Source organism: Phenylobacterium glaciei (assembly GCF_016772415.1).
Taxonomy (GTDB): Bacteria; Pseudomonadota; Alphaproteobacteria; order Caulobacterales; family Caulobacteraceae; genus Phenylobacterium; species Phenylobacterium glaciei.
The window spans coordinates 2,373,029-2,393,964 of record NZ_JAGSGD010000001.1 but is presented as its reverse complement, the minus strand read 5'-3'; the positions used below and the strand labels follow the sequence as shown (position 1 = coordinate 2,393,964).

Sequence of the window (20,936 nt, the reverse complement as noted above, 5' to 3'; positions counted from 1 at the left end):
AACCGCGCCATGGACCTCTCGACTCTACAGCAACTGCTGACCCGACTCTCCGGCGCCCGCATCGTCTGCGTGGGCGACCTGATGGTGGACCGGTTCGTCTATGGCGACGTGACCCGCGTCTCGCCCGAGGCGCCCATCCCGGTCCTGGCCCGTGAGCGTGAGCTGGTGATGCTGGGCGGGGCCGGCAACGTGGCGCGCAATGTGGCGGCCCTGGGCGGCGATGTGGCCCTGGTGGGCCTGGTGGGCGGCGACGCCGAGGGTCACGAGGCCCTGCGGCTGATCGGAGATCAAACGGGCATCGAAGGGTTTCTGGTCACCGATCCCGGCCGCCCCACCACGCTGAAGACCCGCTTCGTGTCCGGCGGCCAACAACTGCTGCGCGTCGATCTCGAAGCCAGCACCCCGGCGGTCGGCGATGTCGAGCAGCGCCTGGTCCGCACCGTGCGCGACGTGGCCAAGGGCGCGGGCGCGGTGCTGATCTCCGACTACGGCAAGGGCGTGGTCACCGACGCGGTGATCGCCGCCTGCCGCGAGGCCGGCTGCATGGTGATCGTCGATTCCAAGGCCCGCAGCTTCCTGCGCTATGGCGAGGTCGATGTGATCAAGCCGAACGCCGCCGAGCTCGCCTACGCCACCGGCCTGCCCACCTCCACCAATGCCGAGATCGAGGCGGCGCTTATCCATGCCCTCTCGCTGTGCGAGGCCAAGGCCATATTGGTGACCCGGGCCTCCAAGGGCATCACGCTCGCCGTCCGCGGCCAGCCGGTGGTCCACTTCACCACGGCGGCGCGGGAGGTGTTCGACGCCTCCGGGGCCGGGGACACCGCCTTGGCGGCCCTGGGGCTGGCGCTGGCCGCCGGGACGCCCGTGGAACAGGCCATCGCCTTCGCCATGCTGGCCTCCGGGGTCGCGGTCGGCAAGGCCGGCACCGCCACCGTCCTGCCCGAGGAGCTGATCGAGGCCTCGCTCACCGCCCACATGGCGCCGGCCGAGGGCAAGATCGTCACGCCGCATCGGATGGCCGACGAGATCGCCCGCTGGCGGGCCAAGGGCCTCAGGGTCGGCTTCACCAACGGCTGCTTCGACATCCTGCACCGCGGCCATGTGACCTACCTCAACCAGGCGCGATCCTGGTGCGACCGGCTGGTGGTGGGGCTTAACTCCGACCGTTCGGTCAAGGCGCTTAAGGGCGAGGGCCGTCCGGTCAACGACCTGGAGGGCCGGGCCATGGTGCTGGCCGGTCTGGGCGCCGTCGACCTTGTGGTGCCCTTCGATGAGGACACCCCGATCAAGCTGATCGAGGCCGCGCGGCCCGAGGTGCTGATCAAGGGCGCCGACTACTCCGAAGACCAGGTGGTGGGCGGCGACCTGGTGAAATCCTGGGGCGGCGAGGTCCGTCTGGCCCAGATCGTCGACGGCTATTCCACCACCGCGGCCATCGCCCGCATGACCGCCAAGGAACCGACATGACCCGTCGTATCGCCTTCGTCACCGGCGGGGCCGGCTTCATCGGCTCCAACATCGTCGCCAAGCTTGCCGAAGACCCCTCCCTCGACGTGGTGGTCTGCGACTGGCTGGGGGAGGCCGAGCTCGGCAAGTGGCGCAATATCGCCAAGCATCCCATCGGCGACTTCGTGGCGCCCGAGGAGATGTTCGAGTGGCTGGAGAAGCGCTGGCGCGACATTGAGATCGTCGTCCACATGGGCGCCATCTCGTCCACCACCGAGCCCGACGCCGACAAGATCATCCACGCCAACTTCACGCTCAGCCGCGACCTGTTCCGCTGGTGCGCGGACCGCCAGCGCAGGTTCGTCTACGCCTCCTCGGCGGCCACCTATGGCGACACGACCGACTTCGATGACAAGGACGACCTGGCCTCGCTGGCCGCCCTGCGGCCGTTGAACACCTATGGCTGGTCCAAGGCGCTCTTCGACCTCTTCGCCGCAAGGCAAGCCGCCCGGGACTACGCCCCGCCGCAGTGGGTGGGGCTGAAGTTCTTCAACGTCTACGGCCCCAACGAGGAGCACAAACATTCCATGAAGTCGGTGGCCTCGCAGATCTGGCCCAAGGTCTCGGGCGGCCACGCCGTGCAACTGTTCAAGTCCTACCGCGAGGGTGTCGCCGACGGCGGTCAGACCCGGGACTTCGTCTATGTCCGCGACGTCGCCGACGTGGTGGCCTGGCTGGCCAGCTCCGAACAGGTCAACGGGGTCTATAACCTCGGCTCAGGCAAGGCGCGGACCTTCGAGGACATGGCCAAGGCCGTCTTCACCGCCGCCGGCAAAGCCCCGAAGATCGAATACACCCCCATGCCGCCCGCCATCCGCGACAAGTACCAGTACTTCACGCAGGCGAAGATGGACCGGCTGAAGGCCGCCGGCTTCAACCAGCCGATGACCGCCCTGGAGGACGGCATCAACGACTACGTCCAGTCCTACCTGTCCCAGCCAGATCCCTACAGGTAGGCGATGGCGCAGCGTCCCAAGGGCTTCAAGCGATTGGTGAGCGCCGCGGTCGTGCTCTTCCTTGGCCTGGTGGTCATGGCCGCCTTCGTCTGGCGCGACGACATCGCCAGCAACGCCCTGGACCCCAAGGAGCCGTTCCAGACCTATCGGCCGCCAGTCGCGCCCGACTACAGCCAGCGCGCCGCCTGGGCCCTGCTGCCGGCCAAGCCCGACATCTGGACCACGGGCGATCCGCCCGCCGACGTCTTCTTCGTGGGTCCAACCAGCTATGACGGCGGCCGCGACTGGAACAGCCCCATCGACGACGTCCAGTCCGACAAGTTCTTCCGCCGCGTGGTGGCGCCCAACTATGCCGGGCCCTTCCTGCGGGTCGGGCGACTGTTTGCGCCGCGCTATCGCCAGGCCAGCCTCTACACCCTGCTGACCCTGCGCGAGGACGCCCGCGACGCCCGGCGCTTCGCCTATGCCGACGTGGCCGCCGCCTTCCGCCAGTACATGGCCGCCGACAACAAGGGCCGGCCCTTCATTATCGTCGGTGTTGAGCAGGGCGGGACGCTCGCGTCACGCCTGATCGCCGACGAGATCGCTCGCGACCCGGCCATTCGCGCCCGGCTGGCGGCCGCCTATCTGATCGAGACCGTGGTCCCCGCCGCCGCGCCGCCGCTCGCGCCCTGCACGCGGCCGGCCCAAGCCGGCTGTCTCGCCGCCTGGGCCTCGGCCTTCGACCACGACATCGAGCGGGTCCAGGCTCTCAAGGACCGCTCCCTGGTCTGGGACGCCAACGGCGAGCTGGAGAACATCTCCGGCCGCACCTCGCTGTGCTTCAACCCGCTACTGGGCGCCGTCACCAACGCCGCGGCGCCCGCCAAGCTGAACCAGGGCGCGGCCAACGCCACGGGCCTGGAGTGGGGGGCGCGGCCGGCCTTCCTGACCCGCCAGGTCTCGGCCAAGTGCCAGGACGGGATCCTCAGGGTCTCGCGGCCCAAGCCCAAGATGCTGAAGAGCGCCGGCTCCTGGGCCGACAAGCGCAAGGTGCCCGGCTACAACCTCTTCTATGGCGACCTGGAGGCCGACGCGAAGGCCAGGGTGGTGACGCTGACGTCGAGCCCGGGCTTCCTGCGGCCCGCCCCGCCGATCACCGAGGTGAGGGCGGTGAAGGGGTCGACCGTCCACCGGATCGATCGGTAACAACCCCGCTCATCCCGGCGAAGGCCGGGACCCAGATTCAGCAAATGCAGTCAGGATTTCGGGCTCAGATCGTGACTTATGATCTGGATCCCGGCCTTCGCCGGGACGAGCGGAAAATCAGCCAGCATCCTTCAACGGCGAGCTGGCGCGCCAGTCGAACAGTTCCTGCAGCACCCGCAGGGCCTTGCCGCGTTCGCTGGTCAGCTCCGGGTCGCGGCCGATGATCAGGCGGGCGTCGTCGCCGGCCGCGGCGATCAAATCCCTATGGGCGAAGGGGTCGGCGAAGACGTAGTCCGGGAACCCACTCTGACGCAGGCCCAGCGCGTCACCGCCGCCGCGCAGCTCGAGGTCGGTCTCGGCGATCTGGAAGCCGTCATCGGTGCGCCGCAGGATATCCAGCCGCTTCTGGGCGGTCTCCGACAGCGGCGGGTCATAGAGCAGCACACACGAGCTTTCCCGCCGGCCCCGGCCGACCCGACCCCGCAGCTGGTGCAGTTGGGCCAGGCCGAAGCGCTCGGCCTGCTCGATCACCATGATGGTGGCGTTGGGCACGTTGACCCCCACCTCCACCACCGTTGTGGCCACCAGGACCTTGATCCTGTTGTCGGCGAAGTCGGCCATCACGGCGTCTTTCTCCGGACCGGTCATCTTGCCATGCACAAGGCCGACGCCATCGCCGATCGTCGCGCGCAGTTCGATGGCCCGCTGCTCGGCGGCCTTCAGGTCCACCAGTTCGGATTCCGACACCAGCGGGCAGATCCAGAAGGCCTGGGCCCCGCCGGCCACGGCCTCTCGCAGGCGGGCCTCCACCTCGTCGACCCGGGTCATGGGCGCGGCGCGGGTGGCGACGGGCGTTCGGCCGGGCGGCTTCTCGTCGATGCGGCTGACGTCGAGGTCGCCGTAGACGGTGAGCTCCAGGGTGCGGGGGATCGGCGTCGCCGACATGGCCAGCAGGTGGACTGAGCGCCCCTTGGCCTGCAGCAGCTGGCGCTGGGCCACGCCGAACCGGTGCTGCTCGTCGACCACGGCCAGTTGCAGGCTCTGGAAATGGACCTCGTTCTGGAAGAGCGCGTGGGTGCCGATGGCCACCTGCGCCGCGCCGCTGGCGAGGGCCCGCAGCTTTTCGGCCCGCGCCGCGCCCTTGTCGCGGCCGGTCAGCAGCACCGTCGTGATCCCGTGGGCGGCGAGGGGGGCGGCCAGGGTCTCGTAGTGTTGGCGGGCCAGGATCTCGGTGGGCGCCATCAGAGCGCTCTGGGCCCCGGCGGCGGCGACATCGGCGATGGCCAGCATGGCGACGACGGTCTTGCCTGAGCCCACATCCCCCTGCAGCAACCGGCTCATCCGCTCGCCCTGCGCGAAGTCGTGGCGCACATCGGCCAGGGCGCGGTCCTGGGCGCCGGTCAGCTTGAAGGGCAGGTCAGCGACAATGGCGGCGGCCTTGGGGCCCGGCGCGATCTTGTCGGCCGGTTCGGCGCGGCGGTCAGCCTTGCGCTGGGCCATGGCCAGCTGGTGGGCCAGCAGTTCGTCGTAGGCCAGGCGGCGGATGTGGGGCGCGATCGGCAGCAGGTCAGCCTCGTTGACCGGGGCGTGCAGCCGTTCGAGCGCTTCCTTCCACGTCGGAAAGCCCCCCTTGGCCAGCCAGGCGGGATCCTGCCATTCCGGCAGGTCGGCGGCCTGGGTCAGGGCCTGTAGGGCGAGTTTGCGCACGGTGCGGGCGGGCAGGCCGGCGGTGGCCGGATAGACGGTCTCCACCTCGGGAATCTCGTCGGCCTTGTCGGGCGCCACCAGATAGTCGGGGTGGCTGATCTGCCATTCCGAGCCGAACCGCTCGACCTTGCCCGAGACGATCCGCTTGGCGCCCACCGGGTTCTTCTCGGCGACGGCGTGGCCGAAGCTGCCGAAATAGACCAGGGTCAGGAAGCCCGAGCCGTCGAAGGTGCGGATCTTCCACGGCTGTTGCGGGCTGCGGGGCTTCTGATGCTCATCGATCTCGACGGTGAAGGTCTGCACCTCGCCCTCGATGGCGGTGTTCACCGTGGCGGGACGGCGCCGCACCAGGGAATGCGGCGCCAGGAACAGCACGTCGCGCACGATGGGACCGGCCAGCTTCTCCAGCAGGGGCGCCACCCGCGCGCCCACGCCCTTCAGGGTGGTCACCGGGGCATAGAGGGGAAACAGAATCTCGGGCCGCATGCCGCGATCATAGCGTGAAGCTGGACGCTCGCCGCCGCCCATGATGATCTCCCACCGACCTTTTGGGGGAGTTTCGATGCGTAACCTTTGGACCGCCGTCGCCCTGGCCGCCTTGCTGGCCGGCTGCAACCAGCCATCGGGGAAGGATGGCCAGACCGTCACCCCTGGGCCGGGAGGCTTCGTCCCGCCGGTCGAGCCCGCGGCCAAGGCCCCGGCGCCCGCCGCGGCCCCGGTCGTCATCGGTTTCAGCCATGTGAAGGGTGAGGATTTGTTCGGCTATTACATCCCGAACACGGAGGTGAAGATCGGCAACTATCGTCTGGAGAATGTCACCTTCGGCCAAGAGGACGACTTCAACAAGTGGGAGGCTGGCGAACAGAGCGGTCCCTGGGGACCTATCACCTTCGACTTCGTCGACGTCACCAGCCAGAAGGGCGAGACCGAACTCGGCGCGCCCAACTACACCCGGACGATCCGGGTCCTGCCCACCAGCTACAAGATCGGCGGCGGGAACGTCCAGTTCACCGGAACCGACGTCACGCTGGGCCAGGTCCAGTTTGATGGAACCATCGACACGGCCGCCCTCAAGCGCGCCCGCGCCGGCGGACCTGGCGGCGAAACCGAGACCGTGCTGCGCACCGGTCTCTCCATCGGCGGCAAACCCTTCAAGAACCTGTCCTTCAACTGGTTCGGCGGCGACTGACGGGTAGAGGCTGGCGTCGGCGGACGGGCCGCCCTATATCGGCCCATTCAAATGTCGATTGATGATACCCGCCTGCGAAAACTGAAGTTCCGTGCGTGGCACAGGGGCTTTCGGGAAGCGGACCTCATTCTGGGGCCGTTCGCGGACAGCCATGCCCAGGATCTGACGCCGCAGGAGCTCGACCTGTTCGAGGTGCTGCTGGAGCAACCCGACCACGATCTCTACGAATGGATCATGGAGCGGGCGGACGTTCCGCCGGAATTCGACGGGACCTTGCTGAACCAGATCAAGGCGTTCCGGTTCAAGGTCTATGATATCCGGGGCGACAAACATGGCGGCTGACGGTTCGCGCGCGCCCAGCGCGGCGGATCACCGTCGCATCGCTACCGACCCCGGCCGCCTCGACCTGATCGGCGCCCCCGAGGGCTTCGACGCCCTGGTGATGGCCGATATCGTGCGCGCCCGTGGCGGCCTGTCGGTGTTCGTGGCCCGCGACGGCTCGCGGCTCTCGGCCTTCATCGACGCCTTCAAGTTCTTCGCCCAGGGCATCGAGGTCCTGCAGTTCCCGTCCTGGGACTGCCTGCCCTATGACCGCACCGGCCCGTCGCCCGGCGTCGCCGCCCAGCGGATGACCACGCTCGCGCGCCTGGCCGAGGGGCTGGACGCCAAGAAGCCCTCCCTGCTGGTCACGACGACCCCGGCCCTGATGCAGCGGGTGCCGCCCAAGGCCGTGGTCCAGGCCGCCGCCTATTCGGCCCGCACCGGCAATGTGGTCGAGATCGCCGACCTGGAGCGCTACTTCGCCGTCAACGGCTATGCGCGGGCCTCCACCGTCTCGGAGCGCGGTGAGTTCGCCATCCGGGGCGGCGTCATCGACGTTTTCCCGCCCAACGCCGACGAGCCGGTGCGCCTGGACCTGTTCGGCGACACCCTTGAATCCATCCGCGGCTTCGACCCCGACACCCAGCGCTCCACCCGCCAGCTCAAGGAGATCAGTCTCCATCCGGTGAGCGAGGCCCTGCTGGACAAGGACTCCATCTCCCGCTTCCGCCGCGGCTACGTCGAGGCCTTCGGCGCCCCGGGCGGAGACCCGCTCTATGAGACGGTCAGCGGCGGCGGCCGACGGGCGGGCATGGAGCACTGGCTGCCGCTGTTCTACCCGGACATGGCGACCCTGTTCGACTACCTGCCGGACTCGGCCCTGATCGGCGTCGATCACCTGGCCGGCCAGGCCCGCGACGAGCGCCTGGCCATGATCGCCGACGCCTACGATGCGCGGGCCCAGGCCGACCGCAAGGTTCACTACCACCCGCTGGCGCCGGACGCCCTCTACCTCACCGCCGAGGAATGGCGCGCCCGCTTGGCCGAGCGCGCCACCCGCCAGTTCTCCGCCTTCCAGGAGGCCGAGGGCGAACTGGTGGTGGACATGGGCGCTCGCCAGGGCCGCACCTTCGTCGCCGAGCGCCAGCAGGACTCGGTCAACCTGTTCCAGGCCACCGCCGATCACGCCCGCAACCTGGCCGCGGCGGGAAAACGCGTGCTGTTCGCCTCCTGGTCAGAGGGCTCGTCAGAGCGGCTCGGCGTCATGCTGGCCGACCACGGCCTGACCCATGTCACCCAGGCGCCCTATTGGGACGCCGCCAAGGCCGCCAACCCCAAGCTCCCCCAGCGGGTCGTTCTGCCGCTGGAAAGCGGCTTCGAGACCGACACGCTCGCGGTCATCTCCGAGACCGACATCCTTGGCGACCGCCTCGCCCGGCCGCGCCGCAAGCGCCGGGCGTCCAACTTCCTGGCCGAGGCCTCGTCCCTGAGTCCCGGCGACCTGGTGGTCCACATCGACCACGGCATCGGCCGCTATGAGGGCCTGAAAACCCTCGAGGTCCAGGGCGCGCCCCACGACTGCCTGGAACTGCAGTACGGCGCCGAGGCCAAGCTCTACCTGCCTGTCGAGAACATCGACCTGCTGACCCGTTATGGCTCGGAGGGCGACGGCGTCCAGCTGGACCGCCTGGGCGGGGCGGCTTGGCAGGCGCGCAAGGCCAAGGCCAAGGAACGCCTGCGCGACATGGCCATCGGCCTGATCCAGATCGCCGCGGCCCGCGCCACTCGCCACACCGATCCCGTCGATCCGCCGCACGGGGTGTTCGACGAGTTCTGCGCCCGCTTCCCCTACGAGGAAACCGAGGACCAGCTGTCGGCCATCCACGACATCCTGGAAGACCTCTCGGCCGGCAAGCCGATGGACCGGCTGATCTGCGGCGACGTGGGCTTCGGCAAGACCGAGGTCGCCCTGCGCGCGGCCTTCGTGGTGGCCATGAGCGGCCAGCAAGTGGCCATCGTCGCCCCCACCACCCTGCTGGCGCGTCAGCACTACAAGACCTTCACCGAACGCTTCCAGGGCTGGCCCATCAAGGTCACCCGCCTATCGCGCCTGGTGCCCCCCAAGGAGGCCGCCGAGACCCGCGAGGCGCTGAAGAACGGCGAGGTCGAGATCATCGTCGGCACCCATGCGGTGCTGTCCAAGCAGGTGGGTTTCAAGAACCTCGGCCTGGTGATCGTCGACGAGGAGCAGCACTTCGGGGTCAAGCACAAGGAGAAGCTCAAGGAGCTTCGCGCCGACGTGCACATGCTGACCCTGACAGCCACGCCGATCCCGCGCACCCTGCAGATGTCGCTGTCGGGCATACGGGAGATGTCGATCATCGCCACCCCGCCGGTGGACCGCTTGGCGGTGCGCACCTACGTCACGCCCTTCGACTCCATCGTCATCCGCGAGGCTCTGCTGCGGGAGAAGTACCGTGGCGGCCAGGCCTATTACGTGGTGCCGCGCATCTCCGACCTGACCGAGCTGGAGCGCTTCCTGCGCGAGCAGGTGCCGGAGGTCCGCTATGTGGTCGGCCACGGCCAGATGGCGCCGACCCAGCTGGAAGACGTGATGAGCGCCTTCTACGAGGGCCAGTACGACGTGCTGCTGTCCACCACGATCGTGGAGAGCGGCCTGGATATTCCGACGGCCAACACCCTGATTATCCACCGCGCCGACATGTTCGGCCTGGCCCAGCTCTACCAGCTGCGCGGCCGGGTCGGCCGGGCCAAGGCGCGCGCCTATGCCTACATGACCACGCCGCCGGAAAAGCAGATCACCATCTCGGCCGAGCGCCGCCTGAAGGTGCTGCAATCCCTCGACAGCCTGGGCGCCGGCTTCCAACTGGCCAGCCACGACCTGGACCAGCGCGGCGGCGGCAACCTGCTGGGCGAGGAACAGTCGGGCCACATCCGCGAGATCGGGGTCGAGCTGTACCAGCAGATGCTGGAGGACGCGGTCAACGACCTGAAGGAACTGGCCGGCAAGGGCGAGGGCGCCACCGACCGGGGCTGGTCGCCGCAGATCAACACCGGCGCCGCCGTGCTGATCCCCGAGGACTATGTCCCCGACCTGCACGTGCGCCTGTCGCTCTATCGCCGCCTGTCCGACGCTGAGAAGTCCGGCGACCGCGAGGCCCTGGCCGCTGAGATGATCGACCGATTCGGTCCCCTGCCGCCGGAAGCCGGCCAGCTGCTCAAGGTCGTGGCCATCAAGGGCCTGTGCCGCGAGGCCAATGTCGCCAAGATCGACGTGGGGCCGAAGGGCGCCGTGGTCACCTTCCGCGGCGACGACTTCCCCAATCCCATGGGCCTCATGCAGTTCGTGACCAAGAACCAGGTCGCCTGGAAGGTCCGCCCCGACAACAAGGTCGTGGTCCGCGGCGAGTGGGAAACCCCGGAACAGCGGCTCAACGCCGCCGAGCGCGTGCTGAGCGAACTGGCCAAGCTGGCCGGGGCGGCGGTCGCGGCTTAGGTCTCCTTCTCCCCTTGCGGGAGAAGGTGGCCCTGCGAAGCAGGGTCGGATGAGGGGTCGATAGACTTATCGGGTTAGGGCGGTTGGAAGTTGAGCGGAGAGGTCAGTGCGACCCCTCATCCGACCGGTCTCCGACCGGCCACCTTCTCCCGCAAGGGGAGAAGGACTAGGACTACCCCGCCTTCTCCACGGCCCGTGCCGCCGCTTCCTCCAGCGCCTTGCCGACCCCGGCGGCCAGGCTGACCTCGGCGACGCCGATGTCGAACTCCACCACGAAGGGGGGCTTGCCGTCGCCGGCCTCGAAGGCCGTGCAGCCGATGACGGCGGCGATGCGTTCGCCGGCCGCCCGGGCCGAGGCCTGGGGCGTGGCGGGCAGGGCGAGCGCGAAGACCTCAGGGCCGAGGCGCGCGGCGGTGTCCTCCACCCGCACCAGCCGGCCGATCATCGAGCCGATCTGCGGGATGGCGCGGTCCAGCCAGCCGCCGTGGCGGGCGGCGCCCACATCGAAGCTCTCGGAGACCTTGAGCACGCAGACCGACAGCGGCCGGTTGCGCAGGCGTGAGGCCTGGGCCAGGCGACCCAGATGGGTGGCGAAGAGATCGCGGGTGAAGAGGCCGGTGGCCGGGTCCATCAGGCCGGAGGCCCGGGCCTTTTCCAGGGCCTTGCGGATCGCGGTCTGGCGGCGATAGGAGCGCGCCAGTTCGATGACCCGCTTGGCGGTCTCGGTCTCCGGCGTCTCGGGCGAGGCCACGTCGGAGATGCCCCGATGATAGGCCTCCGACATGGTCACATAGCTCTCCTGCTTCATGTAGAGCAGGGCCGGCGTGTGATAGAGCTGGGTGTTGCGGCGCATGCCCGCGGCGATGGACAGCGCCTCCTGGCTATTGTCGCCGGCCCACAGCACCACGGCGTCGAAGGGCCGTTCGTGCAGGTAGTCGAAGGCCGTATAGGCCGTAAACGCGCCCACCACCTCGGCGCCGGAACGGGTCAGGGCGTTGGATAGGGCCAGGAACTGCGGCGCGGGCTCGCCGATGGCCAGCACCTTGAAGGGGCTGGGATCGGGATCGGGCATTTCCAGCCGGCGGCCGCGCTCGCTGAAGGTTTCCAGCCGCAGCTCGAACTCCTCCTCGGCGATGGCCATGCGCACCAGGGTCTCCAGGCGCAGCACCACCTGGGCCGGATGCACCGGGGCCGTCAGGGTGAGGTCAAAGTTCAGGCCGTCCAGCTCAGGTCCCGGCGCGCCGATGGCGATGACGGGCAGGCGGCGCGGCGCGCAGGCGGCCTTCAGGCGCTTGGCCAGGGTCAGGGCCTCGTGGCCGCCGCTGGCGAGATCCACGATGGCGGCTTCCACCTGCAGGTCGCTCAGCGCGGCGATGGCGGCATAGGGGCCACGCGCCGTGACCGTGCGCCAGCCGAGCCGGTCCAGGCCCTCGGCGAGGGGACCCGCCAGGGCGTCATCGCGCGCGACGATCAGAACTCGCGCATGGACGCCCAGAGCCATTCCTCAAACCCTTGAAACAACAAGACAGCCGACCTCGCCGCTTATAGGCGGGAATCGGCTCACAGGCAGAATATACAGAGGCGCGCCACCGCGACAGGGACGCGCAGGTCATGGGTGTGGAGCATTACGATGGACAAGCCGCTTTCGGGCCAGACGGCCATCATCACCGGGGCTTCGGGCGGCCTGGGAACCCACTTCGCCAAGCTGCTGGCCGGGGCGGGCGCGGCGGTGGCCCTGACCGCGCGGCGACTCGACATGGTCGAGGCCCTGGCCGGCGAGATCGCGGCCTCCGGGGGACGGGCCATGGCCATGCGCCTGGACGTCGCCGACGCCGCCTCCATCGCGCCGGCCTTCGCTGAGATCGAGGCGGGACTGGGACCGGTGTCCATCCTGGTGAACAACGCCGGGGTCGGCGGGGAGGGGCTGGCGCTGGACCTCTCCATCGAGGACTGGGACCGCACCTTCGACGTCAATGTGCGCGGGGTGTTCTTCTCAGCCCAGGCGGCGGCCAGGCTGATGTTCGCCAACGGCGCGGCGGACGGGGGCAAAGCCCGCATCGTCAACATCGCCTCCATCGCCAGCCACACGGTGCTGCCGGGACTGGCGGCCTACAATGCGTCGAAGGCCTCGGTCGCCATGCTGACCAAGAGCCTGGCGCGGGAGTGGTCGCGGCGCGGCATCGCGGTCAACGCGCTCGCCCCCGGCTATATCGAGACCGACATCAACAGCTTCTGGTGGGGCACCGAGGGCGGCCAGAAGCAGCTCAAGGGCTTCCCGCGCCGCCGGCTGATGGACGCCACCGATCTCGACGCCGCCTTCATGATGCTCTGCGGCCCGGCTGCGCGGGCCATCGCCGGAACCCTGATCACCATCGACGACGGCCAGTCGCTCCCGGGTGGGGGATAGCGAGGCTTGGCTGACCGCACGTCATTGGCGCTAAGCTCCCGCAAAATCGAATGGGAGTTGAGACGATGCGCCAGGGACCGCTGACCGGACTGAAGATCATTGAGTTCGCCGGAATCGGGCCTGGCCCCTTCTGCGGCATGTTGTTGTCGGACCTGGGCGCCGACGTGGTGCGCATCGACCGCAAGGGGACCGGGGGCGCCTCGCCGGCCAATGTCAGCGCCCGGGGCCGCCGCTCCGTCGGCCTGGACCTGAAGAGCCCGCAGGCCATCGAGACCTGCCTGAAGCTGATGGAGGGCGCCGACGCGGTGTTCGAGGGCTTCCGGCCAGGCGTCATGGAGCGTCTGGGGCTGGGCCCCGACGTCGCCTTGGCGCGCAATCCCAAGCTGGTCTACGGCCGCATGACCGGCTGGGGCCAGACCGGGCCCTATGCCAGCGCCGCCGGCCACGACATGAATTACATCGCCATCAGCGGCGCCCTGCACGCCATCGGCACCAAGGACAAGCCCGTCCCGCCCCTGAACCTGGTGGGGGACTTTGGCGGCGGCGCCCTCTATCTCGCCTTCGGCCTGATGGCCGGGATCATCAGCGCGCGCGAGACCGGCAAGGGCCAGGTGATCGACTGCGCCATGAGCGACGGCGCGGCCTCGCTGATGGCCATGTTCTACGGGATGAAGGCCAGCGGCGTCTGGACCAATGACCGACGGGCCAACATGCTGGACGGCGGCGCCCACTTCTACGACACCTACCAATGTTCGGACGGGAAGTGGATTTCCATCGGCTCCATCGAGCCGCAATTCTACGCCTTACTGCTTGAAAAGACGGGGATTACCGACCCCGCCTTCGCAGCTCAGATGAACCGTGGCGAGTGGGACAATCTGCGCGCCAAGCTGGCGCAGGTGATCGCCGCAAAGACCCAGGACGAATGGTCGGCGATCATGGGCGGCACCGACGTCTGCTTTGCGCCCATCCTCGACCTGGATGAGGCGCCCAAGCACCCCCACAACGTCGCCCGCCAGACCTTCGTGGAGGTCGCCGGCGTCATCCAGCCGGCCCCCGCGCCGCGCTTCTCGGCGACGCCCGGCGCCATCCAGGGCCCGCCCCCCGCCATTGGCGCGCACGACACCGAGGCGCTGACCGACTGGGGCTTCTCCGGCGCCGAGATCGACGCGCTGAAGGCGGCTGGAGCGCTGAACGGGTAGCCAACCTCCAACGTCGTCCCGGACCGGCCTAGCGGCCGTCCGGGATGACGGATTGGTTTGCGCTTACGACGCCGGCGGCGCGACCGGGCTCAGGTCAGTGGCCATCTTCTTCTGCGCGGCGTGTTCGGCTTCCGGCAGCGGGATCAGGCCGCGCGACTGCAGGTAGCCGCCCTTGCCGGTGGCTGCGTCGGAGGTGAAGCCCTCGAGGAACTCTCGCAGGCCCGGCGTGACGCCGACATTGGCCTTCTTCACGTAGATGAACAGCGAGCGCGACAGCGGGTAGGTCCCGTTGGAGATCGTCTCAAAGGTCGGGGTCACGCCCTCGATCTTGGCGGCCTTCACCTTGTCCATGTTGTTCTCGAGGAACGAGTAGCCGAAGACGCCGAGCGAATGGGGCGTCTTCTCCAGGGTCTGGACGATGGCGTTGTCGTTTTCCCCGGAGTCGACCCAGGCGCCGTCGGAGCGGATGGTGTGGGTCTTGGCCTTGAAGCCGTCTTCGTCGGACTTTTTCAGGGCGGCCAGGGTCGCATCCTTCTCGCCGCCCTTTTCCATCGCCAGTTCAGTGAAGGCGTCGCGGGTGCCCGACGTGGGCGGCGGGCCATAGACCAGGATCGGGTCGGCGGGCAGGCCGGCGGCCACATCGGCCCAGGTCTTTGTGGTGTTGGGGGCAAAGGCTCCGCCCTTGGGCAGTTCCGCCGCCAGCGCCCTGTAGAGCTGCTCACGGTGCAGGTCGAAGGTCGGGCCCTTCTTGTCGTTGGCCACAACGATGCCGTCAAAGCCGATCTTGATCTCGACGATGTCGGTGACGCCCGCCGCGGCGCACTTCTCGAATTCCGATTTCTTGATCGGTCGCGAGGCCGTGGCGATGTCAGGATATTGCGAGCCCGTGCCGCCACAGAACAGCTTGAAGCCGCCGCCGGTGCCCAGCGATTCGACGCGGGCCGGCTTGCCGCCCGTGGTGCGGGCGACGTTCTCGGCCACGCGGGTGGCGAAGGGGAACACGGTGGAGGAGCCGGCGGCCCAGACCTGGGCGCGGTTCCCGCCGCCGCCGCTGACGGCATTGGTGTCGGTCTTCTGTCCGCAGGCGCTCAGCACCAGGGCCGAGGCTGCGGCGAGATAGATGGCGGTCTTCATGGGGAACTCCGGGGGAGGGCGCCGCGTCAGGCGGCGCGATCTGGGCTCAGGCGTCCAGCTAACACCCGTTCTTGAAGCTTATGCGACAGTGACGTGACGCTCGCCTCTGGTGAACGCGTTCCTTGAGCGCCGTTCAGCCTGGGTTCAGCCGCCGGTTCGTAATCTCTCCCCAGGTTGATCGCTGTCCATTCCCGTCCCTCGGGCGGCGATCTGACCCGATGGTACGACACGCCCATCGACGGCGCGCCACCCCTCCCGGTGGCGCGCCGCTTTGATGTGGGGATGCGTCGAGATCGCGGCTTGCCTAAACCGCCTGCCTTCATCACCTTCCGCCCGATGTCGATCCGGGCCCAGATTCAGCGTTTGCGAGACATCGACTGGGACCCGCTGCATTGGTTGCGGCGCACCCTGGCGGTCAATGGCAAGGCGCTAACCCGGCTCTGGGGCCGCGACGTCATGCTCTATGTGGGCGGGGTGTCGTTCTTCGTCCTGCTGGCGGTGTTCCCCGGCCTGGCCATCCTGGTGGGGATCTACTCCTTCTTCGCCGACGCCAGCCAGGCCGCCGCCCAGGCCGAGATGCTGGCCCACCTGATGCCGCCGGTGGCGCGGGGCCTGTTCGAGGGCGAGCTCACCCGCCTGGCCCATGCGCCCCTGGAGGCCGTGTCGGCCCAGAGCGGGGTGGCCCTGATCATCGGCTCCTACGCCTCGCACCGGGGGTTCAAGGCCCTGCTGGCGGGGCTCTCCTTCATCCATGATGATGATGCGCCGCGTGGCTTCGTCGGCTTCAACGTCATGGCCCTGCTGGTGCTGGTGGCCGCCTTCGTGCTGCTGGGCTTCCTCTCGGCGGTGTTCTTCTATCTCCGCTTCATCGCCGCGGCCTTCGACATCAAGCCCCTGGCCGGCGCGCCGTGGCTGTTCAGCGAGTGGACCTGGGCCAGCTTCGGCATCACGCTGGCCATGAGCCTGATCTACCGCTTCGCCATGTCCAGCCGCCCGGTGGCCTGGCGGGCTTCCATCACCGGCGGGGTGGCCGCGGCCCTGCTGTGCCTGTTCATGTCCTGGGCCAGCGCCTTCTATGTCGAGCAGATCGCCCAGCTGGGCGCGACCTATGGCTCGGTGGCCGCCGTGGTGGTGTTCCTCATCTGGCTGTCCTGGACTGTGAACGCCATCTTCTTCGGCGGGGCGCTCGCCACCGAGATCGAGCTGGAGATGGACGCGCAGCGTGCCGCGGGGGCTGCTCGACTGCTCGCCGACATGCGGGGCGATAAAGCCCGAGCGCTTCCAGGCGAAGTGGGAACCGGTTCGCCGTCCGGAAGCGCGACCAAGCAAAGAATCTAAGGCGCAACCAGCGCCTTAGACTGGCTTCCGGACCAGGAAGCTGAGGGTTCCGGCCTCTTGGGCCGTTTCCAGAACCTCAAAGCCCGCGCCCGCCGCGAAGTGGGGCACGTCGATCCGCGCCATGGGATCGTCAGCGTAGAGCCTGACCTCCGACCCCGGCGCGGCGTCCTCGAGAGCCCGGCGCAGGCGCAGGGTGGGGACCGGGCAGTGGTGTCCGCGCGCGTCGACGATGATCTCGCTGGCCATCACCGGTCCATAGCTCAGGCGCGCCCTGGAACCCAGCCCCCAACGCCTCAGGGCCAGGCGGGCTCATGGGTTCCCAGCGGAACCACGGGCCGGGCCCAGCGGGCCGGGGTCTCCGATAGGGTCACCGGCGGGCGCAGGTGGCGCATGGGGCCAAAGCCGCTCTGGCTGTCGACCTGCCAGCCGGCGATTTCCTCGGGGCTGTGGGGCTGGACCGCCGCCAAATGTTCCGGCCCGGCGATCCCCAGGCCGCGCAGCCACGTCAGGGTCTGCGACAGCGAGACCCGGACGCAATAGCTGCCTCCGAACCGCGCCCGGCGATCCAGGGCGATCAACGTCCCCAGCGCCGCCAGGAAGCCGGTCGTGTAGTCGGCCACCGCGCCGGGCTGCAGCATCGGGGCCTTGGCGCCCATGTGCTCGCCGTGCAGGTGGGCCACGCCGGTCACCGTCTGGGCCAGCTGTTCCCAGCCGGGACGCTGCGCCCACGGGCCTTCGTGTCCGTAGGCGTTGATCGAGGTGTAGATGATCCCGGGCCGCAGCCGCGCCAGGTCCAGCGGCCCCAGCCCCATCCGTTCCAGCGCCCCGCCGCGATAGCCCTGGCCGAAGACGTCCGTGGTCTTCACCAGGTCCTTCAGCTGCGCCAGACCCTCCGGGGTCTTCAGGTCAAGCCAGGCCGAGAGCTTGCCGTGATTGGTGTCGCTGATGAAGAAGGCGGTGGCGGGCAGGTTGGGGGAGGCGATGTAGAGGACGTCGGCCCCGTACTGCGCCAGGGTCCGCGCGCAGGTCGGCCCGGCCAGCACCCGGGTCAGGTCCAGCACCCGCACGCCGGACAGGGGCGCATCGCCGCCGGGCAGGGGCTCGGGTGGGCTGTCGGCGATCTTGGTCACCTCGATCAGCGGGCGGGTGGCCAGGATGCGGCCTTGCTCCGAGGCGTCCCATTCCTCCGGCGTCCGGCACATGGCCCCGCAGATCCCGGCCGCCGCGATGGCGTTTTCCAGGTCCATGGCGTTCCAGGTCAGCGTGGTCTTCGCGACAGCCTCGGCGTCCGCCGGTTCGCCCATCAGTTTGTGCAGCTTGGCGGCGCTGTCGGGGAAGCTGGGGTGCAGATAGATGTGCCGCCCGTCCTGGGTGGCGAAGAAGCCCATGGCCGGCGTGCCGCGCCCGCCGCCGTTCAGGTCAGCAGGCCGGCTCGGCGGCGCCCGCGTCGCGTCCTCGAAGCTCTGGTGGACGAAGCTCACCAGGGCCGCGGCGGCCTCCCGGGTGGAGGCCGAAACGCTCTGGCCGCGCCCGATAAACTGGCGCCGGAGGTCGGCGGCTATAGTTCCGGTTGCAGCCAGCACCGCGGCGGCCGCCGCCTCGGCCTGGAACCGGGTCTTCATCGCCGGCGCGCCTTCTTCGATCGTGACAAAGTCCGGCGCCTCGCGGCCCGCCAATTTCATGAGTTGACTGAAGGCGGTGCTGGCGACGGACATCGGCGTTCCTACCCGGGGACTGTTCTTGCACACACTATGGGCAGGGCTGCCTGGAGAGGACAACAGGCCTCCCGTCAGGGCATCCCAAAGGTTGAATCCAGGCGCAATCGTAAACCCTAGCGCAAGGACTCACCCCATAAAGTCGCGCTTTCCGTGGGGGCGGCTATCGGGGCGATGAACTCACTTTCGCGCAGGTTCCTGATCAGCGTCGGGCTGATGTCGTTGGTGGTCACCATCCTGGGATCCATCGGCGCTTTCGTCGTGTTCCAGCAGGAATTGACCAACCGCCAGATCAGCTACCTGTCGGACTATGTCCGCGAGCGCAGCTCCAACATCGACAAGCGCTTCACCAACCTCTCCAACCTGCACAAGGCCGCCGGCGTCGAGCTCGAACGCCGCATGAACCACCTGTCGGACGCCGACGTCGAGCGGCTGACCGACGACTATTTTCCCGCCAAGGGCGATGGCACGCGACGTAGCCGCGATGATCTGTTCGACGGCCATCTGACCGCCTCGGGCCGTTGGGTCTACGGCATAGGTGGCTTCCTGAGCCAGGCCGATACCGCCTCCATCGCCGACCGCCGAGCGCTCACCGCCGCCTTGTCCGTGGTGTCCGACTTCGGCCAGGCCGCCCGCAGCGAATACGACAACTTCTACTTCTTCCAGGCCAAGCCGACCCGGCTGGTGATGTTCGGCCCCGACCGGCCCGACCGCCTGATGTTCTACCGGCACGAGGCGCCGGCCAGCCTCGACGTCTCCAAGGAGGAGATGGCCCAGATCACCCTGCCGCGGAACGACCCCGCCCGCGTCACCCGCTGCACCAACCTGCAGCGCCTGATTCAGGACAATAAGGGCGAGCGCCTGGCGACGGGCTGCCTGACGCCGGCCTATGTCAACGGCCGCTATGTGGGCTCCTTCGGCTCGTCCATCGAACTCACCGGCTTCTTCCTCAACGCCATCAGGAACACCCTGCCCGGTGCGTCCAACCTGGTGGTGACGGGCAAGGGCGAACTTATCGCCTATCCCGGCTTCGGTACGCCGGGCCGCGCCTCGGAGGACACCGTCGCCGACTATGAGCGCAAGCTCAGTCTCAAGATCCTGGTGAAGGCGATCCGCAAGGACGGCCAGATGCACGGGGTGATCGACAGCCCCGACGGCCGCCAGGTGGTGGCCTATGGCCGCCTGGCGGGTCCCGACTGGTATCTGCTGCTGACCTATCCGAAGTCCGCCATCGCGCTCTCGGCGGCCAAGTCGGCGTCCTGGGTGCTGACGCTCGGCGCGATCGCCTCCCTGATCCAGACCCTACTGGTGGTGGCGCTGGCCCGGCGCACCATCGTCTGGCCGCTCCGCCAGCTGGCCGGGGATTGCGAGCCGGAGATCTACGGGGTCCGTGACCGCCGCCCGGACCGCAGCGACGTCAGCAAGATCGAACGCCGCACTGACGAGATTGGCGTCCTGGCCAACGCCCTGCGCGGCGAGCGCGAAAAGGTCGAGGAGGTCTTGGCCAATCTCGAAGACCGCGTTCGCGACCGCACCGCGGAACTCGAACGCGCCAACGCCGAGAAGTCCCGCTTCCTGGCCAATATGAGCCACGAGTTGCGCACGCCGCTGAACGGCGTCATCGCCATCTCCGAGACCCTGGCGGCCCAACAGAAGACCCAGAAGAGCCGCGAGCTGGCTGAGCTGATCGTCTCCTCCGGCCGCCTGCTGGAACAGGTGCTCACCGACATCCTCGACTTCTCCAAGATCGAGGCCGGCGAGATTCAGCTCTCCTACGAGACCTTCGACATGCAGGCCATCGTGCGCCGCATCGCCGAACTGCATCGCGCCTCGGCCGAGTCCAAGGGCCTGGAGATGTCCTGGACCGTCGCCGACGCCGCCCGCGGCGCCTTCGTCGGCGATCAGGTCCGCCTGACCCAGGTTTTGTCCAACCTGCTGTCCAACGCGGTGAAATTCACCCCCGCCGGCGCCGTTCGTCTCGCCGTGACGCAGGAGGGCGGGCAGGTCTGCTTCGCTGTCACCGACACCGGGATCGGCTTCGACGACGCGGTGAAGGCCCGCCTGTTCGGCCGCTTCCAGCAGGCCGATGGCTCCATCACCCGCCGCTTCGGCGGCACGGGCCTGGGCCTGGCCATCAGCCGCTCCCTCGTCGAACTGATGGGCGGAGCGATCAGCGTCGAGTCGACCCCCGGCGTCGGTTCGGCCTTCACCTTCCTCCTGCCGCTTGAGACCGCCCAGGCGGTAGACGCCACCGCCGCCATCGAGGCCGAGCAGGGCTTCGACCTCTCCGGCTGCCGCATCCTGCTGGCCGAGGATCACCCCACCAACCAGAAGGTGGTGCAGCTGATCCTGCAGTCGGTGAACGTCGAGCCGGAGATCGTGGAGAATGGCCAGCTGGCCCTGGATCGCCTGAAGGCCGAGCGCTTCGACGTTGTGCTGATGGATATGGAGATGCCGGAACTGGACGGTCTGTCGGCCACCCGGCTGCTGCGCGAATTCGAGACCGTCAACGCCCTGCCGCGCACCCCGGTGATCATGCTGACCGCCAACGCCATGGACGAACACGTCCGCGCCGGCCGTGAGGCGGGCGCCGACCAGCACCTCTCCAAGCCGATCCGCGCCCAAGCCCTGATCGAGACCATCGTCCACGCCATCCTGGCCGCCGAGCAGGCCCAGGGGGACCGGGAAGTGGCTTGAGACTGGGGCCGCAGCGCCTGACACGCGAATTCGCCCCCGGTTTTCGCCAGGTTCACGCT

The 20,936-nt window shown here is 68.7% G+C and carries 15 protein-coding genes; 10 read left to right on the top strand and 5 right to left on the bottom strand.

Annotated elements, in window-relative coordinates:
- The first annotated feature begins 9 nt into the window (after positions 1-9).
- From rfaE2 to JKL49_RS11640, 3 genes are read left to right on the top strand one after another with little or no spacing between them, the layout of a single operon-like run.
- Complete coding sequence (gene rfaE2 / locus JKL49_RS11650) at positions 10-1,470, top strand: D-glycero-beta-D-manno-heptose 1-phosphate adenylyltransferase (RefSeq protein WP_215340773.1); 1,461 nt, start codon at positions 10-12, stop codon at positions 1,468-1,470.
- Positions 1,467-2,465: an ADP-glyceromanno-heptose 6-epimerase gene (gene rfaD / locus JKL49_RS11645; RefSeq protein WP_215340772.1), complete on the top strand. Its 999-nt coding sequence runs from the start codon at positions 1,467-1,469 to the stop codon at positions 2,463-2,465. Before rfaE2 ends, rfaD begins: the two co-directional genes overlap by 4 nt.
- Positions 2,466-2,468: 3 nt before the next feature.
- Positions 2,469-3,653 (top strand): DUF3089 domain-containing protein, encoded by a 1,185-nt coding sequence (locus tag JKL49_RS11640; RefSeq protein WP_215340771.1) that lies wholly within the window; start codon positions 2,469-2,471, stop codon positions 3,651-3,653.
- A 117-nt stretch (positions 3,654-3,770) separates the two neighbouring features.
- Here JKL49_RS11640 and recG read toward each other — a convergent pair whose 3' ends face one another.
- Positions 3,771-5,846 (bottom strand): ATP-dependent DNA helicase RecG, encoded by a 2,076-nt coding sequence (gene recG, locus JKL49_RS11635; RefSeq protein WP_215340770.1) that lies wholly within the window; start codon positions 5,844-5,846, stop codon positions 3,771-3,773.
- A 76-nt stretch (positions 5,847-5,922) separates the two neighbouring features.
- Between recG and JKL49_RS11630 the strand changes: the two genes are divergently transcribed.
- The 3 genes from JKL49_RS11630 to mfd are packed head-to-tail and all read left to right on the top strand — an operon-like array spanning position 5,923 to position 10,387.
- Positions 5,923-6,549: a hypothetical protein gene (locus tag JKL49_RS11630; protein WP_215340769.1), complete on the top strand. Its 627-nt coding sequence runs from the start codon at positions 5,923-5,925 to the stop codon at positions 6,547-6,549.
- Between the two features lie 51 nt (positions 6,550-6,600).
- Positions 6,601-6,891 carry an FAD assembly factor SdhE gene (locus JKL49_RS11625; protein WP_215340768.1) on the top strand — a complete coding sequence of 97 codons (291 nt, stop codon included), beginning with the start codon at positions 6,601-6,603 and terminating at the stop codon, positions 6,889-6,891.
- Positions 6,881-10,387, top strand: a complete 3,507-nt coding sequence (mfd, locus tag JKL49_RS11620) for a transcription-repair coupling factor (protein WP_215340767.1) — start codon at positions 6,881-6,883, stop codon at positions 10,385-10,387. The genes JKL49_RS11625 and mfd overlap by 11 nt, the downstream gene beginning before the upstream one ends.
- Positions 10,388-10,559: 172 nt before the next feature.
- Here mfd and JKL49_RS11615 read toward each other — a convergent pair whose 3' ends face one another.
- Positions 10,560-11,882 carry a diguanylate cyclase domain-containing protein gene (locus tag JKL49_RS11615; protein WP_215342793.1) on the bottom strand — a complete coding sequence of 441 codons (1,323 nt, stop codon included), beginning with the start codon at positions 11,880-11,882 and terminating at the stop codon, positions 10,560-10,562.
- A gap of 135 nt (positions 11,883-12,017) precedes the next feature.
- On the opposite strand from JKL49_RS11615, the gene JKL49_RS11610 reads away from it, so the two are divergent.
- Together JKL49_RS11610 and JKL49_RS11605 are read left to right on the top strand one after the other, a co-directional pair.
- Complete coding sequence (locus JKL49_RS11610) at positions 12,018-12,794, top strand: SDR family NAD(P)-dependent oxidoreductase (protein WP_215340766.1); 777 nt, start codon at positions 12,018-12,020, stop codon at positions 12,792-12,794.
- A 65-nt stretch (positions 12,795-12,859) separates the two neighbouring features.
- Positions 12,860-13,993: a CaiB/BaiF CoA transferase family protein gene (locus tag JKL49_RS11605; protein WP_215340758.1), complete on the top strand. Its 1,134-nt coding sequence runs from the start codon at positions 12,860-12,862 to the stop codon at positions 13,991-13,993.
- Between the two features lie 63 nt (positions 13,994-14,056).
- Here JKL49_RS11605 and JKL49_RS11600 read toward each other — a convergent pair whose 3' ends face one another.
- Positions 14,057-15,127: a substrate-binding domain-containing protein gene (locus JKL49_RS11600; RefSeq protein WP_215340757.1), complete on the bottom strand. Its 1,071-nt coding sequence runs from the start codon at positions 15,125-15,127 to the stop codon at positions 14,057-14,059.
- Positions 15,128-15,463: 336 nt separating this feature from the next.
- Between JKL49_RS11600 and JKL49_RS11595 the strand changes: the two genes are divergently transcribed.
- Complete coding sequence (locus JKL49_RS11595; protein ID WP_215342791.1) at positions 15,464-16,465, top strand: YihY/virulence factor BrkB family protein; 1,002 nt, start codon at positions 15,464-15,466, stop codon at positions 16,463-16,465.
- 15 nt (positions 16,466-16,480) lie between these two features.
- Here the strand turns inward: JKL49_RS11595 and JKL49_RS11590 are convergent, their stop codons facing one another.
- Positions 16,481-16,711, bottom strand: coding sequence for a sulfurtransferase TusA family protein (locus tag JKL49_RS11590; protein ID WP_215340756.1), 231 nt, complete (start codon positions 16,709-16,711; stop codon positions 16,481-16,483).
- 47 nt (positions 16,712-16,758) lie between these two features.
- Positions 16,759-18,180 carry a CoA transferase gene (locus JKL49_RS11585; protein ID WP_215340754.1) on the bottom strand — a complete coding sequence of 474 codons (1,422 nt, stop codon included), beginning with the start codon at positions 18,178-18,180 and terminating at the stop codon, positions 16,759-16,761.
- Positions 18,181-18,354: 174 nt separating this feature from the next.
- Between JKL49_RS11585 and JKL49_RS11580 the strand changes: the two genes are divergently transcribed.
- Positions 18,355-20,877 carry an ATP-binding protein gene (locus JKL49_RS11580; RefSeq protein WP_215340752.1) on the top strand — a complete coding sequence of 841 codons (2,523 nt, stop codon included), beginning with the start codon at positions 18,355-18,357 and terminating at the stop codon, positions 20,875-20,877.
- Positions 20,878-20,936: the final 59 nt, after the last annotated feature.

Bases quoted from the DNA above. Each gene is read 5' to 3' on its own strand.
- rfaD (WP_215340772.1), top strand. From the start codon at position 1,467: ATGACCCGTCGTATCGCCTTCGTCACCGGCGGGGCCGGCTTCATCGGC.
- recG (WP_215340770.1), bottom strand. From the start codon at position 5,846: ATGCGGCCCGAGATTCTGTTTCCCCTCTATGCCCCGGTGACCACCCTG.
- mfd (WP_215340767.1), top strand. From the start codon at position 6,881: ATGGCGGCTGACGGTTCGCGCGCGCCCAGCGCGGCGGATCACCGTCGC.
- JKL49_RS11580 (WP_215340752.1), top strand. From the start codon at position 18,355: ATGAACTCACTTTCGCGCAGGTTCCTGATCAGCGTCGGGCTGATGTCG.
- JKL49_RS11605 (WP_215340758.1), top strand. From the start codon at position 12,860: ATGCGCCAGGGACCGCTGACCGGACTGAAGATCATTGAGTTCGCCGGA.
- JKL49_RS11630 (WP_215340769.1), top strand. From the start codon at position 5,923: ATGCGTAACCTTTGGACCGCCGTCGCCCTGGCCGCCTTGCTGGCCGGC.
- JKL49_RS11590 (WP_215340756.1), bottom strand. From the start codon at position 16,711: ATGGCCAGCGAGATCATCGTCGACGCGCGCGGACACCACTGCCCGGTC.
- JKL49_RS11640 (WP_215340771.1), top strand. From the start codon at position 2,469: ATGGCGCAGCGTCCCAAGGGCTTCAAGCGATTGGTGAGCGCCGCGGTC.
- JKL49_RS11585 (WP_215340754.1), bottom strand. From the start codon at position 18,180: ATGTCCGTCGCCAGCACCGCCTTCAGTCAACTCATGAAATTGGCGGGC.
- JKL49_RS11625 (WP_215340768.1), top strand. From the start codon at position 6,601: ATGTCGATTGATGATACCCGCCTGCGAAAACTGAAGTTCCGTGCGTGG.
- rfaE2 (WP_215340773.1), top strand. From the start codon at position 10: ATGGACCTCTCGACTCTACAGCAACTGCTGACCCGACTCTCCGGCGCC.
- JKL49_RS11600 (WP_215340757.1), bottom strand. From the start codon at position 15,127: ATGAAGACCGCCATCTATCTCGCCGCAGCCTCGGCCCTGGTGCTGAGC.
- JKL49_RS11610 (WP_215340766.1), top strand. From the start codon at position 12,018: ATGGACAAGCCGCTTTCGGGCCAGACGGCCATCATCACCGGGGCTTCG.
- JKL49_RS11595 (WP_215342791.1), top strand. From the start codon at position 15,464: ATGTCGATCCGGGCCCAGATTCAGCGTTTGCGAGACATCGACTGGGAC.